The organism is Azorhizobium sp. AG788 (genome assembly GCF_943371865.1).
Taxonomy (GTDB): Bacteria; Pseudomonadota; Alphaproteobacteria; order Rhizobiales; family Xanthobacteraceae; genus Azorhizobium.
Map to the genome: position 1 here is coordinate 184510 of NZ_CALRWL010000003.1, position 13754 is coordinate 198263.

Annotated in this window: 9 protein-coding genes; 4 read left to right on the forward strand and 5 right to left on the reverse strand. The window is 68.1% G+C overall.

All coding sequences use genetic code 11. The features are described from left to right. Positions 1 to 120: 120 nt before the first annotated feature. The 3 genes from AAG816_RS03685 to ppc all read right to left on the reverse strand — a co-directional run bounded on the left by AAG816_RS03685 (position 121) and on the right by ppc (position 5786). Entirely contained in the window at positions 121 to 1509 is a 1389-nt protein-coding gene (locus AAG816_RS03685) for a hypothetical protein (protein WP_341988147.1), read from the reverse strand. Positions 1510 to 1545: 36 nt separating this feature from the next. Continuing rightward, on the reverse strand, positions 1546 to 2841 hold the full coding sequence (locus AAG816_RS03690; RefSeq protein ID WP_341988148.1) for an adenylosuccinate synthase: 1296 nt from the start codon (positions 2839 to 2841) through the stop codon (positions 1546 to 1548). A gap of 161 nt (positions 2842 to 3002) precedes the next feature. Further along, on the reverse strand, positions 3003 to 5786 hold the full coding sequence (gene ppc / locus AAG816_RS03695; RefSeq protein ID WP_341988196.1) for a phosphoenolpyruvate carboxylase: 2784 nt from the start codon (positions 5784 to 5786) through the stop codon (positions 3003 to 3005). A 254-nt stretch (positions 5787 to 6040) separates the two neighbouring features. Here ppc and AAG816_RS03700 point away from each other — a divergent pair, with 254 nt between their 5' ends. Together AAG816_RS03700 and AAG816_RS03705 are read left to right on the forward strand one after the other, a co-directional pair. Next, on the forward strand, positions 6041 to 7807 hold the full coding sequence (locus AAG816_RS03700; protein ID WP_341988149.1) for a type I secretion system permease/ATPase: 1767 nt from the start codon (positions 6041 to 6043) through the stop codon (positions 7805 to 7807). Between the two features lie 10 nt (positions 7808 to 7817). Further along, positions 7818 to 9281, forward strand: a complete 1464-nt coding sequence (locus tag AAG816_RS03705) for an HlyD family type I secretion periplasmic adaptor subunit (RefSeq protein ID WP_341988151.1) — start codon at positions 7818 to 7820, stop codon at positions 9279 to 9281. A 37-nt stretch (positions 9282 to 9318) separates the two neighbouring features. Here the strand turns inward: AAG816_RS03705 and AAG816_RS03710 are convergent, their stop codons facing one another. Then, complete coding sequence (locus AAG816_RS03710; protein ID WP_341988152.1) at positions 9319 to 10614, reverse strand: hypothetical protein; 1296 nt, start codon at positions 10612 to 10614, stop codon at positions 9319 to 9321. Positions 10615 to 10636: 22 nt separating this feature from the next. Then, positions 10637 to 11815 (reverse strand): glycosyltransferase, encoded by a 1179-nt coding sequence (locus AAG816_RS03715; RefSeq protein WP_341988153.1) that lies wholly within the window; start codon positions 11813 to 11815, stop codon positions 10637 to 10639. A 230-nt stretch (positions 11816 to 12045) separates the two neighbouring features. On the opposite strand from AAG816_RS03715, the gene AAG816_RS03720 reads away from it, so the two are divergent. Further along, positions 12046 to 12795 (forward strand): electron transfer flavoprotein subunit beta/FixA family protein, encoded by a 750-nt coding sequence (locus AAG816_RS03720; RefSeq protein WP_341988154.1) that lies wholly within the window; start codon positions 12046 to 12048, stop codon positions 12793 to 12795. Next, complete coding sequence (locus AAG816_RS03725; RefSeq protein ID WP_341988155.1) at positions 12795 to 13739, forward strand: electron transfer flavoprotein subunit alpha/FixB family protein; 945 nt, start codon at positions 12795 to 12797, stop codon at positions 13737 to 13739. Before AAG816_RS03720 ends, AAG816_RS03725 begins: the two co-directional genes overlap by 1 nt. The last annotated feature ends 15 nt before the right edge of the window (positions 13740 to 13754 follow it).

A 13754-nucleotide genomic window follows, 5' to 3' on the forward strand; every position in this document is an offset into this window, starting at 1 on the left:
AGATGACAAGCCGGGCAGGGATGACGGGCATGATGCGCCCGAGCGCGGGTTTGAAGCCGGTGGCGCGGAGCGCCACCTCAGGGCGCCGCGCGCCCTGAGTAAAACGAGGCTCAGCCGCCGTTATTGGGCCGGCATGGGCGACGGCGCGGGCGGCTGATACAGCTCACCCCAGGCCGAGAACGCATCCTGGAACGCCTGCTCGCCCACGGGGCCCTTCTCGAACGCCAGGATCGCCCGCTTGTTGTTGGTGTAGACGATGGGGATATCGATCCACGGCCGGGTCTGGAGCAGCTGCAGATTGCGCTGCCGATCCACCGGCACCGCCGACAGGCCCACCAGGAAATAGGTCGGGCTGACGCGCACGGACAGGCCGGCCAGCGGCGCGCCCTGGGCCTGCTCGGTCTGCTTCACCCGCACGCCCGGGACATTGCTGATGCCGCCATAGGGGAAGTCCGCCGGCAGGTTGAACGAGATCTCGATGGTGTGCGAGGCCGGCAGCGTCTGGTCGAGATTGCGCCGCAAGGTGAAGCTCACGCCGATCTTGCGCTCGGGAATCTGGATGTCCGCGCGGATGCCGATATCCGGCGGCTGGCCGGGGCCGCCGTTCACGGTCTCGGTCTTCCAGGTGACCGTGCCTTCGAACTGCTGCAACGCCTGGGTGTTGCCCTGGCTTTCCTCATAGAGGAAGGCGCGCTGGGTGGTGGCGGCATTGGGATTGCGCGGCGAGGTGGGCGCCGGCGCCGGGCGGCGGCTGGGATCGCCGGCGGCCTGGGCGACGCGGTCGCTGCTCTTGGCTTGCTCGGGCGCTGCGGGCACCGGGATCGTCGGCGCGGTGGCGGCGGTCTGCGGCGCGCTGGAGCCGAACAGGGCGGCGATGGCGTCGCGCTTCACCACGGCGAGCGCGATGCCGCCGAAAATCAGCACAGCCAGCAGCAGGAAGACAGCGATGCGCTTCCAGGGGGATCCGGCGTCTTCGTCCGCGGCGCTGCGGGCGTCGCTGCGGCTGCGGACCTTTGAGGCACCAATGCGCGGGCGGCGCACCGTATCGGTGTCGGCCTCCTCGCTGGCGGGCTCGGGATCGGGAGTGGTGTCCGCGGCCTCGGTCAGATCGGGGACCGGCTGCGGCGCGGGAGCCGCGCGGGAGAACGACAGCCGACCGTCCGGCATGCGCGCCTCGGTCACGTCGTCGCCGATATGCTCGCGGCGGGGCGTCAGGGGCGCGTGCGGCGCGGCTTCCCGCCGGGGTTCCGGACGGGGGGGGCGCGGTGCCGGTTCGGGGGCCGGAGCTGGCGGGGTTTCGCCCGCATAATCGGCTTCCACCCGCCGAATGGCCTCTTCGAGGCCGAGCCGCTCGCGGCCGATCTCGCCCTCGGGCAATGGCGGATCGACGCTCCGCAATTGCTTCAGGAGGGCGGCCCGCGCCCGGTCGAACACGATCTTCCGGGTCTCGCCCGTGTTTTGGGCAAGGCCGGAGATCGCGCGGACCAGGAGAGGGTAGTAATCAGCCATCGAGCGGGCACTTTACGGAAAAAAGGAAAACTTCGGTTAAGCCTGGAACGGATTTTGAACCAGGATGGTGTCGTCGCGTTCCGGGCTGGTGGACAGAACGGCCACCGGGCAGCCGATCAATTCCTCGATCCAGCGCACGTATTTGACCGCTTCCGCCGGCAGATCCGCCCACGAGCGCGCACCCTGGGTGGATTCCTGCCAACCGGGAATGGTCTCGTAGATCGGCTCGGCCCGCGCCTGGGCGCCGCTTTCGGCCGGCAGATAGTCGATCTTCTCGCCATCCACCATGTAGCCGACGCAGACCTTCAGCTCCTTGAAGCCGTCCAGCACGTCGAGCTTGGTCAAGGCGATGCCGTGGATGCCGCAGGTGCGCACGGTCTGGCGCACCAGAACCGCATCGAACCAGCCGCAGCGCCGCGGACGCCCGGTGACCACGCCGAACTCGCGGCCACGCGAGCCCAACAGCTTGCCGTCGTCATCCAGCAATTCGGTGGGGAACGGACCCTCGCCGACGCGGGTGGTGTAGGCCTTGGTGATGCCCAGCACGTAGTCCAGCGCACCGGGGCCGACGCCCGAACCGCTGGCGGCCGAGGAGGCCACCGTGTTGGACGAGGTCACATAGGGATAGGTGCCGTGGTCGATGTCCAGGAGCGCGCCCTGGGCGCCTTCGAACAGGATCTTCTTGCCCTCGCGGCGGGCCTTGTCCAGCAGCTCCCACACCCGGTCCATGAAGGGCAGGACCTTGGGGGCGATGGCCAGGAGTTCCGCCACCAGCGCATCGCCATTCACTTCTTCCAGCCCAAGGCCGCGGCGAAGCAGATTGTGATGGGTGAGAAGGCGCTCCACCTTGGCGGGCAGGGCGTCGGCGTCCACGAGATCCACCAGGCGGATGGCTCTGCGCCCCACCTTGTCCTCATAGGCCGGGCCGATGCCGCGCTTGGTGGTGCCGATGCGGGTACCCGCGCTGGCAGCATTCTCGCGCAGCGCATCCAGCTCGCGGTGCAGAGGCAGGATGAGCGGGGTGGTCTCCGCGATGCGCAGCCGGTCCGGCCCCACATGCACCCCCTGGCTGGCGAGGCGAGCAAGCTCGTCCACCAGGGCCTGGGGGTCGAGGACCACGCCATTGCCGATCACCGACAGCTTGCCGGGGCGCACCACGCCGGACGGCAGCAGGGAGAGTTTGTAAGTGATGCCGTTCACGACCAGTGTATGGCCGGCATTGTGCCCGCCCTGGAAGCGAACAACGACGTCGGCCTGCTCGGAGAGCCAGTCGACGATTTTGCCTTTACCTTCGTCGCCCCATTGAGAGCCGACCACGACCACGTTGGCCAAGGGTGGGATCCTCCACCGTACGGGCCCGGGAGGGGCCACGCGAACAAAGCAAAGCCCCGGCTTTGGTTCCGGGGCCTCCTGAGGTGCCTCTTAAGGGATCAAGGGGGGAGTGGCAAGGTTTGCCGCTCGCCCCCAGGTGCGCGCGATGCCGCGCCGGCTCATCAGCCGCTGTTTCGCAACCCGGCGGAGATGCCGTTGATGGTCAATTGGATGCCGTGCAGCACCTGGTCGTCGCCCTCGTCGCGCCGGTGCAGTTTCAGCAATTCCACCTGCACATGGTTCAGCGGATCCAGATAGGGAAAGCGGTTGCGGATCGAGCGATCCAGCAGCGGATTGGCCTCCAGCAAGGTTTTCTGGCCCATGATCGCCAAAAGGCTGGTGATGGAGCGCTGGTATTCCGCGCTGATGCGGCTGAAGATGCGGTTGCGCAATTCCTCGTCCGGCACCAGCTCCGCATAGCGCGAGGCTACCGCCAGGCTGCTCTTGGAGAGCACCATGTCCATGTTGGACAACAGCGTGCGAAAAAACGGCCAGTCCCGATACATGGCCTGAAGAAAGGCGATGCCGTTGGTGGGATGGGCTTCCACGAAGGCCGCCACCGCGGTGCCGAAGCCATACCAGGCCGGCAGCATCAGCCGGCACTGCGCCCAGGAGAACACCCAGGGGATGGCCCGCAGCGATTCGATGGCCCGCGTCTTGTTCCGCGAGGCCGGCCGTGAGCCGATGTTCAGGGTGGCGATCTCGTTGATCACCGTGGACGACCAGAAATAGTCCTCGAAGCCGGGGGTGTCGTAGACCAGCGAGCGATAGGCGTCATAGGCCGCCTTGGAGAGGTCTTCCATGGCGGCGAGGAATTCCAGCCGCGGGCCGGGCTCGCCGGCATCCAGCAAGGTGGATTCCAGGGTGGCGGAGACCAGGATCTCCAGATTGCGCCGCCCCGCTTCGGGGCTGGAATATTTGGACGAGATGATCTCGCCCTGCTCGGTGACGCGGATCTGCCCGTTCACCGCGCCCGCCGGCTGGGCCAGGATGGCGTCATAGCTCGGTCCGCCGCCGCGGCCCACCGAGCCGCCGCGGCCATGGAACAGGCGCAGTTTGACCTTGTGCCGGGCGAACACCTCGATCAGGCCGATCTCGGCCTTGTAGAGCTCCCAGCCGGACGAGACGAAGCCGCCGTCCTTGTTGCTGTCGGAATAGCCCAGCATCACTTCCTGCACGCCGCCGCGGCTGTCCACCAAGGCGCGGTACTCCGGCAGGCCGAGCAACTGGTCCATGACGCCGGCGCAATTCTGCAAATCGGCGATGGTCTCGAACAGCGGGATGACGTGCAGCGCGCTGGTGCCGTGGGCGCTGACCAGGCCCACCTCCTTCAGCAGCAGCGCCAGCTCCAGCATGTCCGAGACGCCCTCGGCCTTGGAGATGATGCAGTTGGGAATCACCGCCTCGCCCAGGCTGGCATGGGCCTGCGCCGCCGTGCGCAGGATGGCCAGTTCCGAGCGGGTCTCCTCCGTATAGGCCAGGAACGAGGAGGCCAGCGGACGGGGATTGACCAGTTCCGCGCGCAGCAAGGCGATGCGGGCGGCTTCGTCGCGGTCGCGATAGGCGGTGCCGGGGCTGGCCTGCTCCAGCAGATCGGCGACGGTGCGCTCATGCACGTCGGAATTCTGCCGCAGGTCGAGGCTCGCCAGATGGAAGCCGAAGCAATCTACCGCCCGCCGCATGGCGCGCAGGCGCCCCCGCGCCAGGGCCTTCGAGCCGTTCGCCATCAAGGAGTGGTGGAGAATATCAAGGTCGGCGCGGAAGGCGGCGGCGTCGGGATAGGGCAGGGCGCCGCCGGGTTCGGCGGCGGGAGCGGTGCCGTCTTCGGCCCGCTGGACCGCGATGGTCGCCCGCAGCCGGTTGAGGATGCCGGCCAGCGCCAGCCGATAGGGCTCGTCCCGATGCTCCCGTGCCCGGTCGCCGGAGCGGGCGGCCAGGGCGTCAAGCTCGGGCGAGGTCCGCACCAGGCGGCTGGCCAGGGACAGTTCGTTCAGCAGGATGCGGACCTGCTCCTCATGGAAGGCCATGGCCCGGTCGCGGTGCTGGCGGACGGTCTCGCGCAGCACGTCGGCGGTGACGAAGGGATTGCCGTCGCGGTCGCCGCCGATCCAGCTGCCGATGCGCAGGAAGGCGGGCACCTCGGTGTCGGCGTTGCCGGCGTCGACGGCTTCGCCCTCCAGCCCTTCCAGATGATCCTCGATGGTGCAGAGCAGGCGCGGCACTTCGGCGAGGAAGGTGTAGTCGTAATAGGACAGGCCGTTGGCCACCTCGTCCAGCACGGTCAGCTTCACCCGCCGCAGCAAGGCGGTCTGCCATAGCGCCAGGATCGCCCGGCGCAGGCTTTCGTCCTGGACCCTGGCTTCCTCGGGCGTGGCCTGCACCAGTTCCTTGAGCTTCAGCAGCTCGGCGATCTCCATCTCGCGGTTGAGCGTGCTCTTGCGCCGCACTTCGGTGGGATGGGCGGTGAGCACCGGGCTCACCAGGGCGTCCGCGAAGAAGTCCCGCAGTCCGGCGGCGTCCACGCCGGCCTTTTCCGCCCGCTCCAGCGCATTGGCCAATGTGCCGGGGCGCGGCGGCGATCCGGCGATGGCGTGGGCGCGGTTGCGGCGGCTGTGGTGCTGGTCCTCGGCGATGTTGGCCAGATGGGAAAAATAGCTGAAGGCGCGGATGATCTGCACCGCCACCAGAGGCGGCATGCCGTCCAGCAGGGTGCTCAGCTCCTGGCGCGCGGCCTCGTCGGCGTCGCGATGGAAGCGGATCGAGGTCTGGCGGATCTTCTCCACCAGCTCATAGATCTCCGGTCCTTCCTGCTCGCGGACGGTGTCGCCCAGGATGCGGCCCAGATGCCGGATATCATCCCGCAGCGGCTGGTCCTTGTCGCGCTCATTGCCCTCATTGTCCGCCATCACCGCCCATACCGCGCTCGACATGCTCTCTCCTCGTGTCCATGGCCGGGCGCGGTTACCACTCCCCTGGATGTCCATTTAGAAGAGTTTTCCGCCCGAACGAAAGAGCCGCGGCGGCAGACGCCACAATCGAACCATATTAGGCTTCGATAGCGCCAAGGCCGCCAAACGTTGTCATCAAAGGCGTGGCGGCCAAGACTATGGTTTCATGTTACGGGTTGGGGCTGTCCGCAGCGCGATGGGGTGGGGGAATTATGTCGTTTGCGAACTTGCGGCAGCGTTGGCCTGCGCCGAAGACCGATACCGCCCTGACCGCGGCGGTGCGCGCGGCGCGCCCCGCGCTCGTGACGGCGGTGGTCTTCAGCCTGTTCATCAACATCCTCGGTCTCACCGGGCCGCTCTACATGATGCAGGTCTATGACCGCGTGCTGAGCAGCCGGAACATCTCGACTCTGGTTGTGCTGACCATCCTCATCGCGCTGCTCTATGCGGTCTCCGCCGCCCTGGAATCGCTGCGGACCCGCCTGCTGGTGCGCTCGGGCCTCAAGTTCGACGAGGAACTGAACGAGCACGCCTTCGACGCGGTTCAGCGCGCCTCGCTGCGCAAGCCCTCGCCGGGCCATGTCCAGGCGCTGCGCGATGCCGACACCGTGCGGGAGTTCTTCTCCGGCGGCGGGCTGGTGGCGCTGTGCGATTTGCCCTGGGTGCCGATCTATATCGCCTTCGCCACCGCGCTCAGCCCCTGGTATGGCCTGCTGGCGGTGCTGAGCTGCCTCATCTCCGGCGCGCTGGCTTATGCCAACGACCGCGCCACCCGCCGGCTGCTGGACCAGGCCACAAGGGCCAATATCGCCGCCGCCAACCAGGCCACCACCACCTTCCGCAATGCGGAGGTGCTGCAAGCCATGGGCATGGTGCCCAATCTGCGCCGGCGCTGGGTCACCAGCCATGCCGAGGCGCTGGGATGGCATGCGGCGGCGTCCGATCGCGGCGGGCTGCTGATGGCCGCCACCCGCTTCAACCGCATGTTCATGCAGAGCCTGATCCTGGGGCTGGGGGCATATCTGGCCATCAATCGCGAGATCTCGCCGGGCATGATGATCGCCGCGTCCATCATCGTCGGGCGCTGCATCCAGCCCATCGAGATGGCCATCGGCAACTGGAAGGCCATCGTCAACATGCGCTCGGCCTACAACCGGGTGCAGGATCTGATGCGCGCCGTGCCTCCCGCCGCCGAGCGCATGCGCCTGCCGGCGCCGCGGGGCATCGTGCAGGTGGAGAACCTCATCGCCCATGCGCCGGGCACCGAATTTCCGGTGCTGCGCGGGGTGTCGTTTGCGGTGAAGGAGGGCACGGTGCTGGGCGTCATCGGCCCCAGTGCGGCCGGCAAGTCGAGCCTGGCGCGGGTGATGGTCGGGGTCTGGCAGGCCACCGCCGGCTCCGTTCGCCTGGATGGCTCGGACCTGCGCCATTGGGATCCGGAGCAATTGGGCTCGCACCTGGGCTACCTGCCGCAGGACGTGGAACTGTTCGCCGGCACCATCGCCGACAATATCGCCCGTTTCGGCGAGCGCGACGAGACCAAGATCGTGCAGGCGGCACAGATGGCCGGCACCCATGACATGATCCAGCGCCTGCCCAATGGCTATAATACGGAAATCGGCGATGGCGGCGCCTCCCTCTCCGGCGGCCAGCGCCAGCGGGTGGCGCTGGCGCGCGCCCTCTACGGCCTGCCGGCGCTGATCGTGCTGGACGAGCCCAATGCCAGCCTGGACGCCGCCGGCGAGCAGGCCCTGATGGTCGCCGTGCAGGCGCTCAAGCAGGCCGGGCGCACCGTCATTCTCATCACCCACAAGACCAACAATCTCAGCCTGTGCGACCAGGTGCTGCTGTTGAACGAGGGCACCGTGCACGGCTTCGGGCCGCGCGACGAAGTCATCGCCAAGCTGCTCGGCCCGCGCCTGGTGCAGCCGGGTGCGGCGCCGGCCCGCCCCGATGCCGCCGCCGCGGCCGGGGCCTGAGGAGGAAGCCATGTCAGAGACCGTGGACATCATCGGCGCCAGCGCAACGGCCCCCGCAGCAGCCCCCCCGGCGGCGCAGCCGGCATCCCCTGTGCCGCCCGCCCTCACGCCGGCGGCCATGGCTCCGGCGCCCGCCCCGCGGCCGCCGCGGACCGACTTCGAAGCCAAGCCGCCGGTGGCCAGCAGCGACTTCCGCAAGGTCGCGGCCATGGGCTACGGCATCATCTTCCTGACCTTCGGCGTCGGCGGCGCCTGGGCGGCGCTGGCCCATATCGACAGCGCGGTGGTCGCGCCGGGCGTCGTGTCGGTGGAGAGCAAGCGCCAGGTGGTGCAGCATCTGGAAGGCGGCATCATCGCCCAGATCGACGTCAAGGACGGCCAGAGCGTGAAGGCGGGCGAGCTGTTGTTCCGCCTTGATCCCACCAGTTCGCGCTCCAGCTATGACGCCCTGCGCGGCCAATTGGATTCGCTCACCGCCGCTGAGGCGCGGCTGGAGGCCGAGCGTGCCCAGGCCAATGAAATCACCTTCCCGGCCCCGCTGCTGGCCCGCGCCTACGAGCCCATCGTGAAGGCGGCACTGGCCGACCAGCGGGCGCAGTTCCGCGACCGCAAGGCCTCGCTGAACGGTCAGGTCGACATTCTCAATAGCCGCGCCCGCCAGGGTGCCACCGAGGTGGACGGCCTGCGGCGAGAGCGCGAAGCCCTCGACAGCCAGCTGTATTTTATCGATGACGAACTCGCCGGCATTCGCGCGCTCAGCGACAAGGGCCTGGTGTCCAAGCCGCGATTGGCGGAGTTGCAGCGGGAGAAGGCTCGGCTCCAGGGCATGGTCGGCCGCAACACCGCCGACACCGCGAAAGCGCAGAACACCATCGGCGAGATGACCCTGCAGATCCAGCAGCTACTGCAAAAGCAGCAGGAGGACGTGGCCGCCCAGATGGTGGAGACCCGGCAGAAAATCTCCGACATCAAGGAGAAGTTCAACGTCTCCGAAAACATCCTGAAGCGGGTGGACATCCGGGCGCCGCGCGACGGCGTGGTGCAGAACATCAACCCGAAGATCTATACCCTGGGCGCGGTGGTGCGGCCGGGCGACACGCTGCTGGAGATCGTGCCGCAGAATGAGGAGCTGATCGTCGATGCCCAGGTGCCCACCACGGACATCGACCGGCTGCATGGCGGCGTCACCGGCGTTGAGGTGCGCTTTCCGGCCTTCCATTCGCGCACCACGCCGCTGATTCTGGGGGATCTGCGCAGCGTCTCGCCGGACCGGCTGATTGATGAGACCACCCACCAGCCCTATTTCCAGGCGGTGGTGGCGGTGTCCAAGACCGACATCCCCGACGAGATGAAGGCGCGGCTGCGGCCCGGCATGCCGGCGGAGGTGGTGTTCAGCACCGGCGAGCGCAGCGTGCTGAGCTACCTGACCCGGCCGCTGGTGGATGCGGTGTCCAAGTCCATGCGCGAGAAGTGAGGCCAAGCGCGCGCCGTGGCGGCACGCGCCGCCCGGTTCAGCGCGGCGCGCGCAGCGGCGCGTCGGGAAAGTGGAGCCGGTCGTCGGTGATGACGGTGCCCCACTGGGCCTTGAACGCCGCCTCCGCCATCGGGTCCGGCACCGGCGCGGCGCAGGGAGCGCGACGGGCCACAGCGAACGGTGTCGTGACGATGCTCTGCCCCAGCAGTCGCATGCGCAACGCCATCTGGGCCGCCTGATAGGCGCTGGGCAGGTTGGGGCTGAAGCCATTGACGGCTTCCAGCGCACTTTTGCGGGCGGCGATGAGCGGGGAGGTCGGCACCGCGAATTCGCGATGGACAAACCCGCGGTCGGGCCAGGTCGCCGGGTCGAAGCCGAACAGGGCCGCCGCCGCCTCGGGTGCGTCCTGCTGCCCGTCCAGGACACGGCCGCTGACCATGCCGACGTTGCGGTCGGCGGCGAGGCCCACCAGGGCGTCAATCCAGTCCGGTGTCTCCGGCGTCAGGCCGGCTTCGGTAAACACCACCAGTTCCGACGGCGCCGCACGCCAGAGGGCGTTGCGGTGATCAGCCTCGCCCGCGCTCACATGAACCGAGGCGCGGCGCCAGGACACCGGCTGCGTGCCGGCGTCCGCCCCGCCGGTGTCCAGGCGCGGATCGGCAATCACCTCCAGGCGGTCGAGCGGCCAGGGGCCACGGGCAAGAGCGTCGAGAACCGGCCCCAGGCGCTGTGCCGTGGGCTCGGTCCCAGGACCGGGCCGCACCAGGATCGTGACCCGGGGCGGGGCGGCAAAGGCCCGGCGGAGCTGAAATGTCGCGGGCGCAAGACCCGCACTGATCCGCCAGGGGTGCCCCGCGTCCGCATTCCACCCGTTGAGAACGTCGAGGCGCGCGGGGCCGCTGAGGGCACGGGGCGGCATGATATGTGCCAGATGTAGCGACAGATGTTCCACCACCAGCCCGTTGGCCACCGCCCGCAGGGCGAGGTCATAGCCCCCCGCCAGGCCGGTGGCCGGTCGCACGCCACCCAGCGCCGCGAGAGCCGACGCGCGGATCAGCAGGGGCAGGCCGACAATGTCCAGCGCGGCCAGCAGGATCATTCCGGCAGCGGGCTTGGGAATCCGCGGCCCGCCGAGCCAGAGGCCGTCCTGGCCGAAGAACAGATCGATATCCGGGCGCGCGCGCGCCGCCGCCGCCACCGTGCGACGCACCCTTTGGCGCAGCACCGTGAACGGCTTCACCAACGCGATCCATCCGCCCGGCTCCTTGGCGGCCAACAGCGCTCTGGCGACACGGCTCGGCGTCGCCGGAAGGGTCAGGGTAACAAGGCTCATGGCTGTGGATCGCGCGTCGCCACTAGACCCGCAGGCCCGCGCGGGCCACCCGTGACAGGCTGGCATCCATCTGGTCGGCCACCGCCCAGGGCGAGAGCCGCTCGGCCACCCGCGCCCGCGCCCGGCTGCCCAAGGTGCGGTCGCCGGCATCCACGAGCGCGGCGGCGCGCAGCAGCGCATGGGACAAGTCGGGAATGCTCACCTCGCACCACACGCGGCCGCGGCTGTAGGGGCCGTGATCCTGCTCCAATTGCACCAGGGGGCCGGACACCGGAAAGCCGCAACTGTCGTCGAGAAAGTCCCGGCTGCCGCCATAGTCGGTGGCGACCACCACTTTGCCGCGGGCCATGGCCTCGGCGATGGTCAGTCCGAACCCTTCCGAGCAGTGGGGCGAGGCATAGATGTCGGCGCGATCCAGCAGCTTGGCCATCTGCTCCCCGGGGAGGGGCTTGGTGATGAGGGTCACGCTGGGGTCCCCCGCCACGGCAGCGATCAGCGCGGCCGCCGGCTCGGGCGAATCGGCCAGATTCTTGGTTTTCAGCACCAGCTGCCAGCCGCGCGCGCCCAGGCCCGACAGGGCAAAGGCCTCGACCAGGGCCATGGGCCGCTTGCGGGCCAGATAGCTGGCCCCATCGAACGCATACAAAATGCTGCGCCGTCCTTCCGTCGCCAGCGCGGGGGAAGGGCCGTCCAAAGGCTCCGGCGGCACCGGGACCACGTGGGGAATCACTTCCACCCGGCGGTCCGTGCGGCGCGCCAGCACATCGGCGCAGAAGCGACTGGGGGTCCAGATGGCATCAACCCGGTTCACAACCGGCATCCAGCTCTCCGGCACTTCGTCCATTTCCCAGACAAACAGGCCGATGCGGGCGCGTGCCTCGTCCACGATCCGGCGCTGGGCATCGGAGAGGAACATCTCCCATCCGTCCGGATTGAGATCGACGATGGCCACGTCCGCCGGCCCGGTGAAGGCCCCGACGTCGCAGGACGGCGTCAGGCGGGCATGGACGTGAAACGGCGGATGGATCGGATGAATGCTCAGGGCATGGTGGGTATGCCAGAGTGCGGAGAGGTATCCGCGGGCTCCCACACCTTGGCCATTAGAATAGTTCCATGGGCCGATGAAGGCGATCCGAAGCGGCAGCCGACTTGAGGGACTGTCCACATGCTTCATTTCGTCCACATCCTTCAGAACAATCACCGGCCTGCGCGGACTCAAAACGCCTACTGAGGCCACTATCACTCAAGTTGGTTACCAGACTGGTATGCTTCACCGGAAGGGCCGCGAAAACCCCGCCCGTTCGACGTTGACAGGGTTTCGGGCCACTCCTAGGGTGCCGCCCCCAAGGCCACCTCGCCGCACAGAGCACGCCGACTCAGGCAAAATTGCAGCGCGGCATCACATCTTTTGTTCAGGGGGAGCACGCCTCGATGAAGATCCTGGTACCCGTCAAGCGCGTGGTTGATTACAACGTCAAAGTGCGGGTGAAATCTGACGGATCCGGGGTTGAACTCTCCCACGTCAAGATGTCCATGAATCCGTTTGATGAGATCGCCGTCGAAGAGGCGCTGCGCCTCAAGGAAGCGGGCATCGCAACGGAAGTGGTGGCCGTGTCCATCGGACCGGCTCAGGCCTCCGAGACCATTCGTACGGCGCTGGCCATGGGCGCGGACCGCGGCATCCTGGTGAAGACCGATGCGCTGGTGGAGCCGCTGGCGGTGGCCAAGATCCTCAAGGCGGTGATCGCCGAGGAAGCCCCCCGGCTGGTGATTCTCGGCAAGCAGGCCATTGACGACGACGCCAACCAGACCGGCCAGATGCTGGCCGCGCTGCTGGGCTGGGGTCAGGGCACGTTTGCCTCCAAGGTGGTGATCGACGGCGATGCCGTCCTGGTGACCCGCGAGATCGACGGCGGCGCGCAGACCGTGCGCCTGGCCCTGCCGGCCATCGTCACCACCGACCTGCGCCTCAATGAGCCGCGCTATGCGTCGCTGCCGAACATCATGAAGGCGAAGAAGAAGCCCATCGACGAGAAGACGCCGGAAGCTTACGGCGTGGACGTAGCCCCGCGCCTGAAGGTGCTGACCACGGCGGAGCCCGCGGGCCGCAAGGCCGGGGCGAAGGTGGCGTCGGTGGCGGAACTGGTATCGAAGCTCAAGGACGAGGCGGGAGTGATCTGATGGCAACGTTGCTTCTCGCTGAACACGACAACAAGGCGCTGAACGGCGTCACCGCCAAGGCCCTGACCGCCGCCGTCGCCCTCGGCGGCCCGGTGCACATCCTCGTCGCCGGCCAGGACGCCAAGGGTGTCGCGGACGCCGCCGCGACCCTCGACGGGGTGGAGAAGGTGCTGCTGGCGGACGATGCGCTCTATGCCCATCGTCTGGCCGAGCCTCTGGCCACCCTGCTGGTCTCGCTGGCCGGCAGCTATGACGCCATCGTCGCCCCCTCCACCAGCATGAGCAAGAACGTGCTGCCGCGCGTCGCCGCGCTGCTGGACGTGATGCAGGTGTCCGACATCATCAAGGTGGTCTCGCCCGACACGTTCGAGCGGCCGATCTATGCGGGCAATGCGGTGCAGACCGTGCAGAGCACGGACGCCAAGAAGATCATCACCGTGCGCACCGCCTCGTTCCAGGCCATCGGCACCGGCGGATCTGCGGCGGTGGAAAGCGTCGGTGTGCAGACGGATCCCGGCCTGTCGTCCTTCGTGGACGAGAGCCTGGCGGTCTCCGACCGGCCGGAACTGACCGCGGCGCGGATCATCGTCTCCGGCGGCCGGGCGATCGGCTCCAAGGAGAAGTTCGCCGAAGTGATCGAGCCCCTGGCCGATGTGCTCGGCGCCGCCGTTGGGGCCTCGCGCGCCGCGGTGGATGCGGGCTATGCTCCCAACGACTGGCAGGTGGGCCAGACCGGCAAGGTGGTGGCGCCCGAGCTTTATGTGGCCATCGGCATTTCCGGCGCCATCCAGCATCTGGCGGGCATGAAGGACTCCAAGGTCATCGTGGCCATCAACAAGGACGAGGAAGCGCCGATCTTCCAGGTGGCCGATTACGGCCTCGTGGGTGATTTGTTCGCCATCGTTCCCGAACTCCAGGCCGAGATCGCCAAGGTCAAAGGCTGAACTTCAGACCGGCGC

Excerpts from the sequence above, each read along its gene's own strand:
- AAG816_RS03685 (WP_341988147.1), bottom strand. The coding sequence starts at position 1,509 with ATGGCTGATTACTACCCTCTCCTGGTCCGCGCGATCTCCGGCCTTGCC.
- ppc (WP_341988196.1), bottom strand. The coding sequence starts at position 5,786 with ATGGCGGACAATGAGGGCAATGAGCGCGACAAGGACCAGCCGCTGCGG.
- AAG816_RS03700 (WP_341988149.1), top strand. The coding sequence starts at position 6,041 with ATGTCGTTTGCGAACTTGCGGCAGCGTTGGCCTGCGCCGAAGACCGAT.
- AAG816_RS03705 (WP_341988151.1), top strand. The coding sequence starts at position 7,818 with ATGTCAGAGACCGTGGACATCATCGGCGCCAGCGCAACGGCCCCCGCA.
- AAG816_RS03710 (WP_341988152.1), bottom strand. The coding sequence starts at position 10,614 with ATGAGCCTTGTTACCCTGACCCTTCCGGCGACGCCGAGCCGTGTCGCC.
- AAG816_RS03720 (WP_341988154.1), top strand. The coding sequence starts at position 12,046 with ATGAAGATCCTGGTACCCGTCAAGCGCGTGGTTGATTACAACGTCAAA.
- AAG816_RS03725 (WP_341988155.1), top strand. The coding sequence starts at position 12,795 with ATGGCAACGTTGCTTCTCGCTGAACACGACAACAAGGCGCTGAACGGC.